Below are 18,825 nucleotides of genomic sequence, written 5' to 3' on the forward strand. Positions count from 1 at the left end.
TACAGAGTACGAACGTCCAGAGAACAAAGCGTGTCTTAATTTGGCTATCACTAGCGCTATTATTGATGAATATTACGGTTATATTCTCAACTAAAGGTTTGGTCAGTGATTATTACTCTCGAAAAGATCAAGCAACCTGGCATCTACTACAGCTTCAAAAAGAATTCTCTCAACTGGCTGTTTTATCTCCTTTCACTTTGACATCAAAACAAGTGCTTAACGAAGTCAAAGTTCAGTATGACATCACTTGGACACGTCTTGAGTTGATCGTTACTAGCTCTGATTCGCAAGATTTTTATAACATACCAAAAAATAAACAGTTTTTTGATCAGCTATACAATGACTATAAGGAGCTTGATGGTTACCTATCCAATATAAATGATGAAAACACTGCGGATGAATATAATGTTCGGTTGAATAGTTTATACATGAAGTTGGTGACATTCTTGAACAAAAATTATCAATTAAAGAACGCGGACTTTTTGGTGCAAATTGATAAAGGAAACCAACTCGCGAATGTACAAGTCCTATTAGTTATCATTTTGTGTTTTTGTATCGCTATCGTTATTGTCTTATTCAAGAAAGAGAGCATTATCCACCGTAATCTCGCTCTGACGGATTCATTAACGGGGGTAAACAATCGGTTGTCACTTTTCAAGCGCCTTAAACAGCGAGTTCAGAATACATCGCACTTTTCACTGTTTGTAATGGATCTGAATGGATTTAAGTTGATTAATGATACTTATGGTCATCAAGCCGGGGATATTTTATTAAGAACGGTATCTAAAAGGTTCGCTAATACTATTCAGCCATTTGATGCCGATCTGTTTCGTATGGGAGGTGATGAGTTTGCTATTATTCTGGACTCTGTAGACCCAGAAGTCATTGAACAGTTAAAATTAGATATCATTGGCTGTATGGAGCAGGAAATTGAAATATCAGATGAAACGGCCGCAAAAATTTCAGTAAGTGTTGGTGTGAGCCTTTATCCGAAAAATACGTCTTGCGTGAATCAACTGATCAAGAATGCCGATGATAATATGTATAAGATGAAACAGCTCAACTCGCAATAACGGATAATTGAGCTGTTTCAATTTGCTTACTCTAAGATAGGCACACCACTGTGAAACTTGAAATCATCATCAGGTGTCGAAATTAATTCCGTCTCTGCTTGAGCTAGCTCTTGCACTCGTTTCGAGATATCGACAGGTGAGATTTGTTGTGCCAACGTTAAGTAATCTTGGTAATGGCGTGCTTCAGAGCGTAAAAGAGAAATATAAAACTTTGCCATATCCTCATCTAAATGTGGAGCAAGTTTAGCAAATCGTTCACAAGATCGCGCTTCAATGAGTGAACCAATGATCAGTTTGTCGACGAGCGTATTTGGTTCATGAGTCGTCACTTTAGACAACAGCCCTTTGGCGTATCTTCCAGCCGAAATGTTTTCATAAGGAATATTTCTCTCATCCATTATTTCAAGAACTTGATAGAAGTGGTGTAGCTCTTCTTTAATAAGGAGAACCATTTTATCAATAAGATCTTGGCTATAAGGTGAGTTAGTTTTAGCCATAATTGCCTTTGAAATATTACTTTTTCCTTTAAGGCTCTCAAGAGAACCTTCTTTGCGGTAAGCAAAAGCCTCATAAGGTTTAAACCACTCTAACAGTGTATTTGCACTCTCTTTATCCACCGCGTACTTACGGATTAAATACATAGCCGATTGGCCTGCTTTAAGTTCGCAAAGCAAATGGTCGAGTAGGATGATCTTAAGATTTTCAGGTTTCTTCGCCTCATTGATCCAAGCATCGGGTGTTTCGCAATGTAAGAATTGTTTAATGGGAGCGAGTAGCTCTTGAATAGCAGTATTATTGATCATTACTTTCACTGTTGAAAAAGTGTCACTGTAGAAAAAAGGTCGCGAATGGCGACCTTGTGGCTAAATTTGATAATGAGTGAATAGGAAACCTATCGAAGGCTTACCATTTTTTCTTCTCACCAAAAAGTGCGTCCATGTCATCATCACGCTCTTTCTCTTCAATCTGTTGAAGATCTTCAGCATTTTTAACTTGGCGTTTTTTATCAAGCTCGTTCAGCATTAACTGCAGTTTTTCACGTGCTTGATTTGAATAAGCATCATTTTTTGTGCTGAGAGCATCAATGCCTTTACGCAAAAGTTGTACAGCAGTACCAGTTTGACCTCGTGCGATAGAATCTTTGGCACGTTTTACGACATTCTCGATGTTGATACGAATCTGAATCGTTTCAAGACGAGCATTTTCTGCGACGTAAGCCTGTGTTTCAAATCGACCTTTATTGTGCTCATTACGAACGGTATCACGAAGACGTTTTACCAGCTTAAGCATCACTATCGCTTGTTTGTCACTGCTCGGCACTTTAAAAGAAGTGGTGTCACCATCGGGATAATTTTCTTTTAGTTGAGTGATTTGCTGCTTTGTGTGAACAATACGCTGCGCAAGCTGTTTATTTCTAGGATCGAGTTGATACATATTTTCAAGTGCATCTAAAATTCGCGTATTCAGACAAACGAGCAGATCTTTACTGAAAGGGACGTGGTGAGCATTCCCAATGAGATCTTCTGTTGCATCAATAAGAGTCAAGTAACGAGATGATTCTTGTTTTTTCGACGTCTCGACCTTCATTTTATATTGAAGCATGATGTTATAGCCAAGGACTAACACCAATAAGACGGCTACAAGAGCTATGATTAAACCAATATTCATATGTTTGATATCTGCTTTATAATTCAATGGCTAGTATTTAAGGATACACGATTCCATTGTACAACTGCACCTACAAATTTAATAATAATGTGCTTTTAATAGCAAAATACGGATAAGTGTATTATGCAATTATGCTTCGGATGCCGACAACTCTCTATTTTGACTACCAATTATCTGCATTACACGTTATAACTATTAATTATATTACATAGCTTAAGGCGTATCTTATCTGTCGGCGTGCAATATTAGCCATTGGTAAAGGATTACGAGGGTCAAAATGAAATTACAGCAATTAAGATATATTGTTGAGGTAGTAAACCATAATCTTAACGTATCAGCGACGGCCGAGAGCCTTTACACTTCTCAACCAGGAATTAGTAAGCAAGTGCGTTTGCTCGAAGACGAACTCGGCATACAAGTTTTTGAGCGAAGCGGTAAGCATTTGACGCAAGTAACCCCTGCTGGCGAAGACATTATTCGAATCTCACAAGAGATATTGGCTAGAGTAGAAAGTATCAAAGCGGTGGCTGGCGAGCATACTCATCCAGAGATGGGGACGTTGAACATCTCAACCACTCATACTCAAGCTCGATACGCTCTACCTGACGTTATCAAAGGCTTTACTGCCCGTTATCCTAAAGTTTCACTGCATATGCATCAGGGCACGCCAAGCCAAATGTCGGAAGCGGTCGCGAAAGGTACAGCAAATTTCGCAATCGCGACAGAAGCGCTCCATTTATATCAAGATGCGATTATGCTCCCTTGTTACCATTGGAATCGGTCGATTGTTGTGACTAAAGATCACCCATTAGCGAATAAAAGAAGAATTAGTATAGAGGATCTTGCTGCATACTCGCTCGTGACTTATGTCTTTGGTTTTACTGGTCGTTCTGAGCTCGATACCGCATTTAATAGAGTCGGACTTACTCCTAGAGTGGTCTTTACCGCAACAGATGCCGATGTGATTAAAACCTATGTACGCATGGGGATTGGTGTTGGTGTTATTGCCAGTATGGCAATTGATAAAGAACAAGATACCGACCTAGTTGCTATTGATGCGAGCCATATTTTCGGTGCAAGTACCACGAGTATTGGCTTTAGAAGAGGAACCTTCTTGCGCTCTTATATGTACGATTTCATGGAACGTTTTGCACCACACTTGACTAAGCCTGTGGTCGAGCAAGCGATCTCTCTTAAATCGAATGCTGAAATTGAAGAGATGTTTAAAGATATAGATTTACCAATTCGTTAAACATCGCATCACAAGGCTGTTCAAGTCTTTGGCTTCCCCCTACAATGCACGGCTAGGGGGAACGCATGCACCAATCATTTCAATTGCTCGATCATTTTTTATTGTCATATCAGTCATTATGGCGATTTGAGCCCTTTCACGCCTGTTCAAATGACGCTTCTCTTTGGCTTGATGAGTATCCTGATTTGTCTCTATGGCTTGATGGATTATCACGATCTGATATAGAAATGTTCAAAAGTGATGATAAAGCCTTGCTTGAGGCAGTCGCTCATTTCATTCCGGAAACATGCATCGCGTCTCAATTAACACAATTAAGCGGTGCGACACAAAGCTTGTTGATTTTAGATCGCAACCTTGAAGTTGGAGTTCCAGGAAGAAAACTTGATCAAATAAAAAGCATGAGTGCCGCTGCGTTAAGCGAGCATGAGGGAGAGGAGTGGTTAGAGTGGTGTGCGGGTAAAGGCTTTCTTGGGCGGATCTTGTCACAACAATCGAAAGAGAAGGTCACGAGTTTTGAATGGCAGCAGAGTTTGTGTGACAGCGGAACGGCTGCCGCAAATCAGCAAGCTTTGAATATGCAATTTATTCAAGGGGACGCTTTTTCTACAGATGCAAGCCAAGTGTTTAATTGTAAGCAACATGCGGTTGCGCTCCATGCTTGTGGCGATTTGCATGTCCGTTTATTAGAGTTGGCGACTCAAAATCAGCTTCCTGCAATCACATTTTCACCTTGTTGTTATCATTTAATTCGCAGTGATGAATATCAAGCCATGTCGATATTAGCCAAGCAGTCCCCCTTAAAACTGACGCAAAGTGAACTGAGGATCCCGCTGCAAGAAACCGTGACGGGTGGGGAGAGAGTCAAGCGTCATCGCCAACTTGAAATGACTTACCGCCTAGGTTTGAACCACATGCTGGTGAATGAACTGCATCAAGAAGAGTACTGTCCGATTCCGAGCATTAAAAAATCCCAGTTATCAGAGGGGTTTGAAGCGTTTTGCAAGTGGGCAATCGACGCTAAGAACTTTGATATACCGAAGGTGGATTTTGACCACTATATGGATGTGGGTGAGGCGTTGTTTTGGAAAATGGAGAAATTAAGTCTGGTTCAGCAAATATTCAGACGTCCGCTAGAGTTGTGGCTTGCTTACGATAAGGCGCTTTACCTTGAAGAAAAGGGTTATGACGTGTCGATTAAAACTTTTTGTAATAAACAGGTCTCACCAAGAAATATCCTTGTACATGCTCAAAAGCGATAATGATGGATAAAAAAATAGCCCGTGTGAGCAACGGGCTATTTTGGTAGTGACTTTTCTAAGCTGCTTTCTTTTCGTTACCTTACCTATTCAGATAGCTAGCATGTCACTCATTTTTTCATTAGTTAAACATTGCAATCGCAGCAGCAGGCTCAACGTATTCTAAGTCAAAGCTTTCTGCTACTTCTTTACATGTTACTTTTCCGTGAATAACGTTTAAGCCTTCAAGGAAACCGTGATCATCGGTAAGTGCTTGCTGATAACCTTTGTTTGCGAGCTTAACAATGTAAGGCAGAGTTGCGTTATTTAGCGCAAAAGTTGAAGTACGAGCAACCGCGCCTGGCATGTTTGCAACACAGTAGTGAACAACCTCATCAACGATGTACGTTGGATCGGCGTGTGTCGTTGCGTGAGAAGTCTCAAAACAGCCACCTTGGTCAATCGCCACATCAACAACGGCCGCGCCAGGTTTCATTTTAGCAATGTGCTCTTTTGTTACCAATTTTGGAGCCGCAGCGCCAGGGATAAGCACAGCACCAATAACAAGGTCTGCTTCTAGAACATGCTTCTCAATTGCGTCTTCTGTAGAATAAACCACTTTTGCGCGACCTTGGAACTCTTCATCTAAGCGACGTAGCGTATCAACATTGCGATCTAAAATGGTTACGTCAGCACGAAGGCCAACGGCCATGCGAGCTGCGTTAGCACCCACAACACCACCGCCTACAACGACAACTTTTGCTGGTTCAACACCCGGTACACCACCGAGTAGAAGACCACGACCACCATGAGATTTTTCTAAAGTTTGCGCGCCAGCTTGAATAGACATTCGACCTGCAACCTCAGACATTGGAGCTAATAGTGGCAAGCGACCCATATTATCTGTTACAGTCTCATACGCTATACAGACAGCTTTGCTCTTGATCAGCTCTTCCGTTTGTGGAAAATCTGGTGCAAGGTGTAAATAAGTAAATAATATTTGCCCTTCGCGAAGCATAGCTCGCTCTACAGCTTGAGGTTCTTTAACCTTTACAATCATCTCTGCTTGCGCAAAAACGTCGGCAGCAGTAGGAAGAATGGATGCGCCTACAGCGATGTAATCATCGTCTGAAAAACCGATACCGTTACCGGCATTGGTTTCTACAAAAACTTGGTGGCCATGTGAGATTAGCTCTCTCACACTAGCTGGAATCATACCAACACGGTATTCGTGGTTTTTGATTTCCTTTGGTACGCCAATGATCATCCTGACTCCTTATTTTATTTTGGTTGTTTTATCTGTGTGTAGGGTAATTCTGTCGAATTAATGTCTAGTATAGTGATGTTTTGTTAGGATTTGATACTAAATATTAAAAAGTTGTAGTATATTTTTTTGCAAGGAAGTAATAAGGTGGAATAAAAAATGGCAGACAACTATAAGAAGCCGTCTAAGGAACTAGACCGTATCGATCGCAATATTCTTAATGAATTGCAGAAAGATGGTCGAATATCAAATGTTGAACTTTCTAAACGTGTTGGTCTTTCACCAACACCATGTTTAGAGCGTGTTCGTCGTTTGGAGCGTCAAGATTATATTACGGGATATACAGCGCTGTTAAATCCGCAGTACCTAGATGCCTCTTTATTGGTATTTGTTGAAATCACGCTTAATCGTGGTGCTCCGGACGTATTTGAACAGTTCAATACTGCGGTACAAAAATTAGATGACATCCAAGAGTGTCATTTAGTTTCGGGTGATTTTGATTATCTTCTTAAGACGCGCGTATCCGATATGAGTGCATATCGTAAACTTTTGGGCGACACATTATTGCGTCTACCTGGAGTAAACGACACTCGTACGTACGTAGTTATGGAAGAAGTGAAACAAACTAATCAGCTTGTTATTAAAACCCGCTGATTCAAGTTAAAAACCTAAGTTAGCCCTAAAGCTGATACTGCTTCGGTTTTATGGCTATCATTGATTGGGTTTTTGACCTTGATATGGTTAAATTGCTAAACAAACCGAGCGGCTTTTGCCGCTCGGACTGTTTTTACTCATCAAAGAATCAAGTAGGTTATGTTCAGAGAGAACACAGATAAAGTCGAAACCATAGTTAAGACTAGTGAAGAGCCTCAGTCTTCACGTTTAGATGGCGTACAACGCCTTAAAGAGTGTGGCTTAATTTTAGGCGTGCTCGCTTCCATTTTACTTTCTATTGCATTATTCACATTTAACCCAGCAGACCCCTCTTGGTCGCAAACGGCATGGGGCGGTGACATTCAAAATGCTGGTGGTATCGTCGGAGCGTGGATAGCAGATACACTATTTTTCATTTTCGGTTCACTTGCCTACTTAATCCCTCTTATTGTTATCATTGCTGCTTGGGTTCTTTGCCGTAAGCGAGGCGAACAAGACGACTTAGATTTTGTGCTATGGGGCACTCGATTACTCGGTTTGTCTATATTGATATTAACCAGTTGCGGTTTAGCTGATACCAACTTTGATGATATATGGTATTTCTCATCAGGTGGCGTTGTGGGTGATGTACTCACAAACTTATCATTGCCTGTTTTGAATATTCTCGGAACGACCCTAGTTCTTCTCTTCTTATGGGGGGCGGGTTTTACCCTTCTGACGGGTATTTCGTGGTTAAGTATTGTTGAAGGGCTAGGTAACGGTGCGATTGGGGCATGTACTTGGGGGCTAAATAAGCTTCGCGGTACTGACAGAGAAGTTCTTGAACCTGTTCTTGATGATATTGATCACCAAGAATTTACGACAGAGAAAGCTCACTTACCTGATGTAGAATCTCGCTCTGAATCGGCTGAACACTTAGTCTCGCAAGAGAGTGCAAGCTCACTTGAAGATGAATCTCAAGCCAATAATTATACGGATACCATTGATATTGATGAAGCTGAACGCGATGTGAAGCCTCGTTACAATATTCATATGCCTGCCGAGTCTACTTCTGGAAGAGGCCCTTCTATTGCAGCCAGTATTCCAGCTTCATCGCATCAGCCTGAGCATTATGATGAAGAGCCTGAGTTATCAGTCGATCGTTCTAAGCAACTCACTGCAACGATTGAAGAGTTAGAATACGCCGCTCAAAGTGAAGATGACTTTGCCCAAGAAAATCTTGAAGACGAGAGCAGCCGTGTCGCTTCATTTGCATCAGAGAATGTTGAGGTCAATGCTGAACAAGAGCCTTTGTACTCTCCTCAAACAGAATTTCAGCCAGAGCCTGAATATCAGAATGAAGTTAACACTGACTTTTTGGAACCAATCGCAGATTTTGTCGTGGAAGATGAGGTTAATCAGCCTAGAATTTCAGAGTTTGGGCTTGAACAAATTACCGACGTAGACACGCCAAATTACATTGAACCAGTTATTTCCGATTTAGATATTGTTGAAGAAGATAGCGACAGCGTTACTCATCATGAGTCGGAAGAGGTTGCCGTATTTTCTGATGTTGATCTTCCTGCTGAAGTCAATGCAACTGAATCTGACATTGAAGTCGTGGAAGGTGAACTTGAGCATCCTGATAAAGATGTACAAGCTTTCCAAGAGATCATCTCTGCTGCACAAGAAAATATGGCTGGGGCACAAAACCCGTTCTTGGTTCAGCAAGAGATCAACTTGCCTAAACCCGCAGAGCCACTGCCGACACTTCAACTTCTTTATCATCCTGAAAAACGCGAGAACTTCATTGATAGAGATGCGTTAGAAGAGATTGCTCGTTTGGTTGAATCTAAGCTTGCCGACTACAAGATTAAAGCGACGGTTGTGGATATTTTCCCAGGGCCAGTGATCACTCGCTTTGAGTTAGATTTAGCGCCAGGCGTGAAAGTCAGCCGGATTTCAAGCTTGTCTATGGATTTGGCTCGTTCACTTTCTGCCATCGCGGTTCGTGTTGTTGAGGTTATACCTGGTAAGCCTTATGTTGGTCTTGAATTACCAAATGTCAGCAGACAAACCGTCTATTTATCAGACGTTATTAATAGTCCTCAATTTGAGCAATCAACTTCGCCAACCACTGTTGTACTAGGCCAAGATATTGCAGGTGAAGCGGTTGTGGCGGATTTATCCAAAATGCCACACGTTCTTGTTGCGGGTACAACCGGTTCGGGTAAGTCGGTGGGGGTAAACGTCATGATTTTGAGCATGCTCTACAAAGCATCGCCAGATGAAGTTCGCTTTATCATGATTGACCCGAAAATGCTTGAGTTATCAATATATGAAGGTATTCCGCATCTATTATCAGAAGTGGTCACCGACATGAAAGATGCCTCGAACGCATTACGCTGGTGCGTTGGAGAGATGGAGCGACGTTACAAGTTAATGTCAGCTGTCGGTGTTCGTAATCTGAAAGGCTATAACGAAAAGCTAAAAATGGCAGCAGAAGCTGGACATCCTATTCACGATCCTTTCTGGAAAGAGGGAGACAGTATGGATACAGAAGCGCCATTGCTTGAAAACTTGCCGTATATCGTGGTGGTTGTCGATGAGTTTGCCGACTTGATCATGGTTGTGGGTAAGAAAGTGGAAGAGTTAATTGCTCGACTTGCTCAAAAAGCTCGTGCAGCAGGCATTCACTTGATCCTGGCGACCCAAAGACCATCAGTTGATGTGATTACGGGCATCATCAAAGCGAACATTCCTACACGTATTGGTTTTACCGTATCAACCAAAATTGATTCACGAACCATTCTCGATCAGGGTGGCGCAGAATCATTACTTGGTATGGGTGATATGCTCTACTTACCTCCAGGTTCAAACCATACCATTCGTGTACATGGCGCATTCGCGTCCGATGATGATGTGCATGCCGTGGTGAATAACTGGAAGGCGCGGGGTAAACCTGTCTACATTGATGAGATCGTTAATGGCGAACAAACGGCAGATTCACTACTTCCAGGTGAACAGTTGGAAAAAGATGAAGATACCGATCCACTGTTTGATCAAGTGGTTGAACATGTAACGGAGTCTCGCCGAGGTTCGGTTTCAGGCGTACAGCGCAAGTTTAAGATCGGTTACAACCGTGCCGCACGAATTGTGGAGCAACTTGAAGCTCAAGGTATCGTGAGTGCTCCGGGCCATAATGGTAATCGTGAAGTGATTGCACCCCCTCCAATTAAAGATATGTAATCGTCTAAAATATTGAGTAATAGTGAACAGCAACAACACAGCCAAGTGGTTGTGTTGTTGCGGCTTAATTAGTTCACTGAACTTTGAAAATGTCTGATGGTCTACTCAATGTATGCCTATAAGAGAATCTGAATGAAAAAATTATCGTTATTATTGTTTTTGAGCTGCTCAGTGTTTGCGGCCCCTAAAGATGAATTGAGTAGCCGTTTGGCTCTGAACTCAGGGTTTAGTGCTGATTTTTCCCAGCAAGTGATTAGCCCTGAGGGTGATCTTGTCATGGAGGGAGAAGGGACAGTCGAGATCGCGCGACCAGGTCTGTTCCGCTGGACAACAACATTACCCGATGAAAATGTTCTAGTGTCAGATGGAAAGAGCCTATGGTATTACAGTCCATTTATTGAGCAAGTTAGCATTTATTGGCAAGCTCAGGCGACAGAGCAAACTCCTTTTGTGCTACTGACTCGCAGTAAAGAGAGTGATTGGGATAACTATCAAGTTAACCAAAATGGCGATCAATTTGTTCTCACTCCAACGGCTGTCGATTCGAATCAAGGTCAATTCCAAATTGATATTAACAGCAAAGGCGTTGTTCAAGGGTTTAATGTCATTGAGCAAGATGGCCAGCAAGGACGTTTTGAGTTTAAAAACGTAAATTTGACGACACCGAATAAAGCGACGTTTACTTTTGAGATCCCTGATGGGGTTGATGTTGACGATCAACGCAACTGATTCATCCGAGTCAGATATTCAACGAATGAGCCATTATCGTGAGTAATTACAGTCTAGATTTTTCCGGGGATGAAGATTTTCGTCCTCTTGCTGCTCGCATGAGACCAGAAACGGTTGAACAGTATATCGGTCAACAGCATATATTGGGTGTTGGAAAACCATTACGTCGAGCATTAGAAGCTGGCCACATTCATTCAATGATTTTGTGGGGGCCTCCTGGTACAGGAAAAACAACGCTAGCGGAAGTGGCGGCAAATTATGCCAATGCGGAAGTTGAACGGGTATCCGCCGTGACTTCTGGTGTGAAAGATATTCGAGCGGCCATTGATAAAGCACGTGAAAATAAAATGGCAGGAAGACGTACAATTTTATTTGTAGATGAAGTCCATCGCTTTAACAAAAGCCAGCAAGATGCTTTTCTGCCTCACATTGAAGATGGAACGATCACCTTCATTGGGGCGACGACCGAAAACCCATCGTTTGAACTCAATAACGCTCTGTTATCACGAGCAAGAGTCTACAAACTCACTTCTCTCAGTGAGCAAGATATTCGTCAAGTGATCGATCAAGCGGTTGAAGATAAAGAGAGAGGCTTAGGTCAGATCTCGGCAGATTTTATCGATGATGTACTGGATCGCCTATCAGAATTAGTAAATGGCGATGCCCGAATGTCACTTAATTATCTCGAGCTTCTGTATGATATGGCAGAAGATAATAGTGAAGGGCAGAAGAGCATCACATTACCTTTGCTTGCAGAAGTGGCGGGTGAAAAAGTCGCTCGTTTTGATAACAAAGGGGATATTTGGTACGACTTGATTTCTGCGGTTCATAAATCCATCCGAGGTTCGAACCCTGACGCCGCGCTCTATTGGTCAGCTAGGATGATTGCCGCAGGTTGTGACCCTCTCTATATCGTGCGTCGCTTACTTGCTATCGCTTCTGAAGATATTGGTAATGCCGATCCAAGAGCGATGCAAGTGGCGATGTCTGCTTGGGATTGCTTTACTCGAATTGGTCCTTCTGAAGGTGAAAGGGCGATCGCACAAGCTGTTGTTTACTTAGCGTGTGCACCAAAGAGCAACGCCGTTTATGTCGCGTGGAAAAATGCCATGCTAGACGCCCATAATCAGCCTGAGTATGAAGTTCCTCATCATCTACGTAATGCTCCAACAAGTTTGATGAAAGACATGGGCTATGGCGCGGAATATCGTTATGCTCATGACGAGCCTGGTGCTTATGCGGCAGGAGAAAAATATTTCCCTCCTGAAATAGCCGATACTCGTTACTATTTCCCAACAAATCGAGGTTTAGAGGGGAAAATTGGTGATAAGTTAGATTATCTGGCGGATTTAGACGCAAAAAGCCCACAAAAGCGCTATGAAAAGTAGAGCTTTTTGGATATCGTTACCAAGTATAAAAAATTCTTTAACGGTAGAGTTTCTACCGTATCCTCAAATATAACTAAAGCATAGGATTAGCAATGCTGGATTCTAAATTACTTCGAGCTGAGCTGGATGAAACAGCGGCAAAATTGGCGCGTCGAGGATTTATTCTTGATGTAGAGAAAATTCGTGAACTTGAAGAAAAGCGCAAGTCCCTTCAAATGAAAACTGAAGAGCTGCAAGCGTTACGTAATTCTCGATCGAAGTCCATCGGCCAAGCAAAAGCGAAGGGCGAGCACGAAGAAGCTGAGCGTATCCTTGCAGAAGTCGGTAGCTTAGGTACAGATCTTGATGAAGCAAAAAAAGAGCTTGCTGAACTTCAAGTTAGCCTAGAAGAGATCACAAACGCGATCCCTAACCTTCCGCATGACTCTGTACCAAACGGTAAAGATGAAGATGAGAACGTGGAAATTTCACGTTGGGGTGAGCCAAAAACTTACGACTTCGAAGTGAAAGATCACGTTGATCTTGGTGAAATGTCTGGCGGTTTGGATTTTGCTAGCGCAGTAAAAATCTCAGGTTCTCGCTTTATCGTAATGAAAGGTAAATTTGCACGCCTACACCGTGCTATTGCACAGTTCATGTTAGATCTGCATACCGATACTCATGGTTATACAGAAATGTACGTACCATACCTAGTGAACTCAGACAGCTTGTTTGGTACAGGTCAATTACCAAAATTTGGTGAAGATCTATTCCACACTAGCCCGCTAACTGAGCAAGTGAGTGACGTACCTCTTAAGAAACTATCGCTGATTCCAACTGCGGAAGTTCCAGTAACAAACATGGTGCGCGATACCATCACTGATGAAGCTGAGCTTCCACTTAAAATGACAGCTCATACGCCATGTTTCCGTTCAGAAGCAGGTTCGTACGGCCGTGATACTCGTGGTCTTATCCGTATGCACCAATTCGACAAAGTCGAATTAGTTCAAATTACTAAGCCTGAAGATTCAATGGAAGCATTAGAAGAACTGACTGGCCATGCTGAGAAAGTTCTACAGATGTTAGAACTTCCTTACCGTAAAGTGGTTCTTTGTACTGGTGATATGGGTTTCGGCTCTAGCAAAACTTACGATTTAGAAGTATGGGTACCAGCGCAAGAGACGTACCGTGAAATCTCTTCATGTTCAAACATGGGTGACTTCCAAGCTCGTCGTATGCAAGCTCGTTTCCGTCGTAAAGGCGAGAAGAAGCCTGAACTGGTTCATACATTGAATGGTTCTGGTTTGGCGGTAGGACGTACTATGGTTGCGATTCTTGAAAACAACCAAGAAGCAGATGGCCGTATCGCGGTTCCAACTGTATTACAACCATACATGGGCGGCGCAACGCACATCGGTTAATGCATCGGTTAAAAATATACCGTTGAATGAATAAACAAAAAACCAGCCACGTGCTGGTTTTTTTATATCTGGAGTTTAAGTTTGACGAATATAGGCCTCTCATTAGATAGTAAAACCAGGCGAGACGTGTCCTCTTCTCTAAACAGTGAGGTGTATTTTATAAATAAGGGGAGGTGGGTTTTATTTACGGTACAGTAAGTGATAGTATATGCACCAATATCACGTGAATTGATGATTAGGTGATCAATTCATTAAGCCATCGCAAAGATTTTTACAATAAATACGGAATTTTATTTAGAAAATCGTTATGCACATGAAGGTCAAGATGATCAAAAACATTTTTTTGTGTCTTCTCTTAATTCTTACATCTCAATTTAGTCTAGCTGAAACTAAAAATAATATTGATAACAGCAAGTTACAAACCTTAACCATTGGTTTCCCTTCTCGATATATTGAACCATTAGCGATGGCTGATGAAGATGGCGAAATTGTCGGTTTGCTTCCATCCCTTTTTCGCCGTTATGCAGAACAAGCAGGCTACAAAGTCGAAATACTGCCTTACGCTACTTTCAGCGATGTTATGAATGCATACATCAAAGGTGAACTGGATGTAATGATTGGGGTGACAGCGACATTAGAACGTGAATCCATCATGACGTTTACTGAACCTATGTTTGCGGTGCGTCGTGCTGCTATCAGCGCAACCCCAGTGACGACATACAAAGAGCTTGAAAACAAAACGGTCGCAACAATTAAAGGTTTTGCTGATGAAAGCTTTTTAAGAAACGTTTTACCTAGCGCGAGTTCGTTATCTGTCCCGAGTAACTTAGAAGCGATTCGAACCGTTGCTTTAGGCTTGGCAGATGCTCAAATTGGCGATGGCGTAATGTTATATGAGCATTACAAAAACAGTCCGTACCTGGAAGATGTGGATATGTACATGCTGGATGATCTTCCAGTCGATACACTGTATGTAGGTGTGCCAAAATCTGATAGTGAAATGCTGGAGCGATTGAACCAAGGCATACGTGAAGTGAATGCTTTACCTGAACATGAACGTATTCTTAATCGCTGGTTAGATGAAAGACAGCAAGAATATATTCGTAAAGCCTCATCACTAACGTTATCAAAAGAAGAGCAGCAGTGGATCGATAATCACCCTGTCATTGGCATTGGTGTTGAAAGTGATTGGGCTCCGATTGAAGTCGTTGAAAATGGTGTTTACAAAGGGATCGCAGCGGATGTTCTTGAAGAAGTAAGCCGATTAACAGGGATCAAATTCGATCCGAAATACTACTCAACTCATAGGGAAAGCTACTGGGCATTCCTAGACGGTGAGTTTGAGATGATGTCGTCACTGTCTCCTACCGCTAAACGACGTGAAAAGATGTTATTAAGCCAAGCGTTCATGCGAGAACCTTGGGTACTTATTGGACGCTCAGACGATTATGAGAAAGAGTTGTCATTCGATAACTTAGAGAAAAGTGATGTCATTGGGGTCATTGCGGCAACGTACGGTCAGTCAATGGCTAAAGAGTTTTGTGTAAGCTGTACCGTGCTTGAATACGATAGTGTTTATGATCTTGTTACGGCCCTAAATGAAAGTAAAGTTGATGTCGCAATTAGCTCCTTATTGCTTGCTTCCCCATATCTACAAGGCCAGTATGCCGGCCAATTAAAAGTCATTAATAACATTAATGAACGTTCCTTTATTCCTGTTACTTTTGCTGTGAATAAAGAAAACCAGATTTTACTTAATATCATAAATAAAGCGCTTAGCGTGATACCGCCAAGTAAAATGGTTGAAATTGAAAAAAAATGGATGAGTACTTCATACCAAACTGGAGTACAAACTCAGAAAGTTGTTTTATGGATCTCGATTATTTCAGTGGCATCACTGTTAATTATAGGTGTGGTTTTTTATTGGAACCGTAAGCTACAAGGTGAGGTTCAGCAGAGGGTCGAAGCGGAAACAGAATTAAAACGACGAGTTCAATTTGAACGATCGTTGCTCAATGCCATCCCATTCCCGATTGTGGTAAAAGATGTTGATGGCAATATCGTTACGACTAACCCTGCTATTTCGATGTTGAGTGCCAGTGATGACGATCTTGCTCAGTTTGTTGCTGGTGGTTCTCTTGAAAGTAAAGAACTTGATGAGATCGTTAACCATAGTAGTGAAGACCAGAGAGTTCTCGCGGGCGAAATGCTCCCTCGAATGGAAAAAAATGTCGTTATTGGTGGCAAAGAAAGACAGTTCTCATACTGGAAATGCCCATATCAACTCTCGGAGAGTAGCAGTGCCGACGGTGTTGTTACCATTCTTAATGATGTTACAGAGTTAAGAAATGCAGAGCTAAGAGCTCGTGAAGCTGAACAGCGGGTTCAGTATCTAGCTGATAACGTTAGCGGAGCGGTTATTCAACACGTTCAAAGTAAAGAAGATTTAGATGATCTCAACTTCACATTTGTGAGTGCGGGTATTCAAGAGTTAGTCGGAGTGAGCTCTGAAGAACTCGTCAAGGATCATCGTAAATTCTTAAATGTATTAGATGAACAGCAACGCGATGACTTTATTGCTCATACTAGAGTATGTGCAGATATAGGTTCTATGTCGTATGAACTGCATATTACGTCAGAAGATCGAGATAAATGGTTACACCTTCAGAGTCGAATTACTTCAAATAGTGATCACTTTACGTGGAATACCGTACTGACCGATATCACTGAGCTTAAAAACCAACAAGCCGAGCTAGAGGCCGCAAAAGCAAAAGCCATTGCAGGGACAGAAGCTAAGTCTCGATTCTTGGCGAATATGAGCCATGAAATTCGAACTCCAATCAGCGGAATTATTGGTTTACTGGAAATATTTAGCCAATATCCAATGCGTGATGATGCTCTGAAAGTCCACAGCAGTTTAACAAAATCGGCTGATAACTTGCTGCATATCGTTAATGATATTTTAGACTTCTCGAAAATTGAAGCGGGCAAGTTAACGCTGTCTCCAATCGATGCTGATATCCATTCGATGTTATCTCGAATTACTCAGACACAAGCCAGTCATGCCCATGCTAAAGGGTTAAAATTTGAGTACTGGTTGTCTCCAAAAGTAGCAAGCATTGTTCATGTCGATGATGTTCGCTTGGGGCAGATTCTAAATAATTTCATCAATAATGCGATTAAATTTACTGAAAAAGGGCACATTCGCTTGGCGGTTGATCTGCTGGCACATGAAGGCTCATATCAAACATTGCGTTTTTCTGTATCAGATACTGGTGTGGGAATTAATGAGGATGCTCAAAACAGCTTGTTTATGCCATTTGTTCAAGCGGACGAAAGTACTCAAAGGAAGTTTGGTGGTACAGGCTTAGGTCTATCTATTACTAATGAGCTTGTTGCGCAGATGGGCGGCGAAATTACCGTCGTTAGCCAACTAGGTGAAGGCTCATGCTTTAGCGTGGTTATTCCTGTTAAAGCGATTGAGCAACAAGAGTCGTTGAACTTTAAAGGTGAGAAGAGCCTTGTAGTTGGCGAGTTTAATCAACTTGATGATCTCATTGAGTATATGTCTCACTGTGATGTCAAAATGGACCACGAAGCATTTGATGATAAGAATCAACTTGCTTTTCTAGCATCTCGAAATCGCATCAGTTCATTATTCATTACTCGTTTTGAATACGAGCGTTTAGATTTGAAACACAGCTGGATTAAAAATCAGCTTCCGGGAGTGAAATGTATTGTTCTTGAGAGAAGAAAAGGGATGCTTTCGCCTGAACCTTACGATGGTTTCTGGGCAATGTCTGTTAACCCAATCATTCCAGATCAGCTTTATCACTGCCTAAAAACACCTGTTGCTGTCGGTGCTTCGATGAATGTGGCTGAAAATCAAAACAAGGTGGTTGTTCAAAGTCGTAAAGAAGCGATTGAAAATGGACGACTTATCCTCGTTGCTGAAGATCATCCGATCAACCGCCAAGTGATCATGACCATGCTGTCTCAGTTGGGTTATACCGCTGATGTTGTTAATGATGGTGCTCAAGCGTTTGAAGCATTGCAAAGTGATGAATATGGATTGCTTCTTACAGACTGTCATATGCCTGAAATGGATGGATATGAGTTAACAAAAGCGGTTCGAGCCAAAGAGGGTGCTGAAAGTCGCGAAGCTATGCCAATTATCGCCCTTACTGCGAATGCAATTCAGGGGGAAGATGAGAAGTGTATTGAGCTTGGTATGTCTGCATTTTTATCGAAACCTGTGAGTAAGGTGAAGTTGACTGAAACGCTAGATCATTGGTTACCACAAATTTTGCCAGCACAGGTGGATAATGTTTTCATTGAAGATAATGTAGACGTTGCTGGCGAAAATGATCTAATAGCTCAAGAACATAGCGCAATAGATCAAAAAAGTGCGGACGAATTAGCACTGGCTGCATTTGAGAACGAGTTTGAAGTTGCTGAGCCAGTGCAAGGTAGCGGTTCAGATGACTTATCCGCCATCGATGGTTTTGAGTTTGATTTTGCAGGCGATGATGATTCAGAAGAGACCTTCTGGGGTGAAGAGCACCTCAAGAGTAGTGAAGTGGATAAGCCAGAAGAAGCTTTACTCGATATTCCCGCTATCATTGACATTTTTGGTGATGAAGAAGTGGCCAAAAATATTGCTTTCGATTTTGTAAAAAGTCAGAACGAAGATATGAATCTACTGTTGACCGCATTTGATGAGAAAAATCACTCTGATATACAAGAGATATCACATAGAATGAAAGGTGCAGCTAGAATGCTTGCATGTCACTCTTTTTCAATTCCTCTAGAGCGATTGGAATCTGAGGCTACACATGGGAACGATCTTGTGTACGATGAACTTGAAGCCGAACTCACTTTAAAGCTGGCACAATTGAACGCTGAAGCTGAACAAATTGTTTAATAGGATATCT

Annotated in this window: 12 protein-coding genes; 9 read left to right on the top strand and 3 right to left on the bottom strand. The window is 41.9% G+C overall.

The genetic code is table 11. The features are described 5' to 3' along the window. The first annotated feature begins 65 nt into the window (after positions 1 to 65). Positions 66 to 1,073, top strand: a complete 1,008-nt coding sequence (locus L4C39_RS08635) for a GGDEF domain-containing protein (protein WP_429745401.1) — start codon at positions 66 to 68, stop codon at positions 1,071 to 1,073. Positions 1,074 to 1,099: 26 nt separating this feature from the next. On the opposite strand, the gene miaE is transcribed toward L4C39_RS08635, so the two are convergent. Both miaE and L4C39_RS08645 read right to left on the bottom strand, forming a co-directional pair. Further along, positions 1,100 to 1,876, bottom strand: a complete 777-nt coding sequence (gene miaE / locus L4C39_RS08640) for a tRNA isopentenyl-2-thiomethyl-A-37 hydroxylase MiaE (protein ID WP_429745403.1) — start codon at positions 1,874 to 1,876, stop codon at positions 1,100 to 1,102. Positions 1,877 to 1,976: 100 nt separating this feature from the next. Then, the gene (locus L4C39_RS08645; RefSeq protein ID WP_136993902.1) at positions 1,977 to 2,741 is read right to left on the bottom strand and encodes a DNA repair protein; all 765 of its coding nucleotides are present in this window, start codon (positions 2,739 to 2,741) and stop codon (positions 1,977 to 1,979) included. 277 nt (positions 2,742 to 3,018) lie between these two features. On the opposite strand from L4C39_RS08645, the gene cysB reads away from it, so the two are divergent. After that, on the top strand, positions 3,019 to 3,993 hold the full coding sequence (cysB, locus tag L4C39_RS08650; RefSeq protein WP_017053895.1) for an HTH-type transcriptional regulator CysB: 975 nt from the start codon (positions 3,019 to 3,021) through the stop codon (positions 3,991 to 3,993). Between the two features lie 65 nt (positions 3,994 to 4,058). Further along, complete coding sequence (locus tag L4C39_RS08655; protein WP_429745405.1) at positions 4,059 to 5,252, top strand: methyltransferase; 1,194 nt, start codon at positions 4,059 to 4,061, stop codon at positions 5,250 to 5,252. 118 nt (positions 5,253 to 5,370) lie between these two features. Here the strand turns inward: L4C39_RS08655 and ald are convergent, their stop codons facing one another. Beyond that, positions 5,371 to 6,495 (bottom strand): alanine dehydrogenase, encoded by a 1,125-nt coding sequence (gene ald / locus L4C39_RS08660; protein ID WP_017053893.1) that lies wholly within the window; start codon positions 6,493 to 6,495, stop codon positions 5,371 to 5,373. 156 nt (positions 6,496 to 6,651) lie between these two features. On the opposite strand from ald, the gene lrp reads away from it, so the two are divergent. The 6 genes from lrp to L4C39_RS08690 all read left to right on the top strand — a co-directional run bounded on the left by lrp (position 6,652) and on the right by L4C39_RS08690 (position 18,815). Then, the gene (gene lrp / locus L4C39_RS08665; protein WP_017053892.1) at positions 6,652 to 7,146 is read left to right on the top strand and encodes a leucine-responsive transcriptional regulator Lrp; all 495 of its coding nucleotides are present in this window, start codon (positions 6,652 to 6,654) and stop codon (positions 7,144 to 7,146) included. 159 nt (positions 7,147 to 7,305) lie between these two features. After that, entirely contained in the window at positions 7,306 to 10,374 is a 3,069-nt protein-coding gene (locus L4C39_RS08670; protein WP_429745408.1) for a DNA translocase FtsK 4TM domain-containing protein, read from the top strand. 132 nt (positions 10,375 to 10,506) lie between these two features. Beyond that, positions 10,507 to 11,103 carry an outer membrane lipoprotein periplasmic chaperone LolA gene (gene lolA, locus L4C39_RS08675; protein WP_171756082.1) on the top strand — a complete coding sequence of 199 codons (597 nt, stop codon included), beginning with the start codon at positions 10,507 to 10,509 and terminating at the stop codon, positions 11,101 to 11,103. Between the two features lie 38 nt (positions 11,104 to 11,141). After that, positions 11,142 to 12,491, top strand: a complete 1,350-nt coding sequence (locus L4C39_RS08680; RefSeq protein ID WP_017053889.1) for a replication-associated recombination protein A — start codon at positions 11,142 to 11,144, stop codon at positions 12,489 to 12,491. 92 nt (positions 12,492 to 12,583) lie between these two features. Further along, complete coding sequence (gene serS / locus L4C39_RS08685; RefSeq protein ID WP_017053888.1) at positions 12,584 to 13,891, top strand: serine--tRNA ligase; 1,308 nt, start codon at positions 12,584 to 12,586, stop codon at positions 13,889 to 13,891. A gap of 325 nt (positions 13,892 to 14,216) precedes the next feature. Further along, entirely contained in the window at positions 14,217 to 18,815 is a 4,599-nt protein-coding gene (locus L4C39_RS08690; protein WP_429745410.1) for a transporter substrate-binding domain-containing protein, read from the top strand. Positions 18,816 to 18,825 lie beyond the last annotated feature (10 nt).

Origin of the sequence: Vibrio clamense (assembly GCF_050337905.1) — a bacterium.
In the GTDB taxonomy this organism is placed as follows: domain Bacteria; phylum Pseudomonadota; class Gammaproteobacteria; order Enterobacterales; family Vibrionaceae; genus Vibrio; species Vibrio cortegadensis.

Coding starts and splice junctions, on each gene's coding strand:
- cysB (WP_017053895.1), top strand. CDS start 3,019: ATGAAATTACAGCAATTAAGATATATTGTTGAGGTAGTAAACCATAAT.
- lrp (WP_017053892.1), top strand. CDS start 6,652: ATGGCAGACAACTATAAGAAGCCGTCTAAGGAACTAGACCGTATCGAT.
- L4C39_RS08655 (WP_429745405.1), top strand. CDS start 4,059: ATGCACCAATCATTTCAATTGCTCGATCATTTTTTATTGTCATATCAG.
- miaE (WP_429745403.1), bottom strand. CDS start 1,876: ATGATCAATAATACTGCTATTCAAGAGCTACTCGCTCCCATTAAACAA.
- serS (WP_017053888.1), top strand. CDS start 12,584: ATGCTGGATTCTAAATTACTTCGAGCTGAGCTGGATGAAACAGCGGCA.
- L4C39_RS08635 (WP_429745401.1), top strand. CDS start 66: ATGAATATTACGGTTATATTCTCAACTAAAGGTTTGGTCAGTGATTAT.
- L4C39_RS08645 (WP_136993902.1), bottom strand. CDS start 2,741: ATGAATATTGGTTTAATCATAGCTCTTGTAGCCGTCTTATTGGTGTTA.
- L4C39_RS08670 (WP_429745408.1), top strand. CDS start 7,306: ATGTTCAGAGAGAACACAGATAAAGTCGAAACCATAGTTAAGACTAGT.
- lolA (WP_171756082.1), top strand. CDS start 10,507: ATGAAAAAATTATCGTTATTATTGTTTTTGAGCTGCTCAGTGTTTGCG.
- L4C39_RS08690 (WP_429745410.1), top strand. CDS start 14,217: ATGATCAAAAACATTTTTTTGTGTCTTCTCTTAATTCTTACATCTCAA.
- ald (WP_017053893.1), bottom strand. CDS start 6,495: ATGATCATTGGCGTACCAAAGGAAATCAAAAACCACGAATACCGTGTT.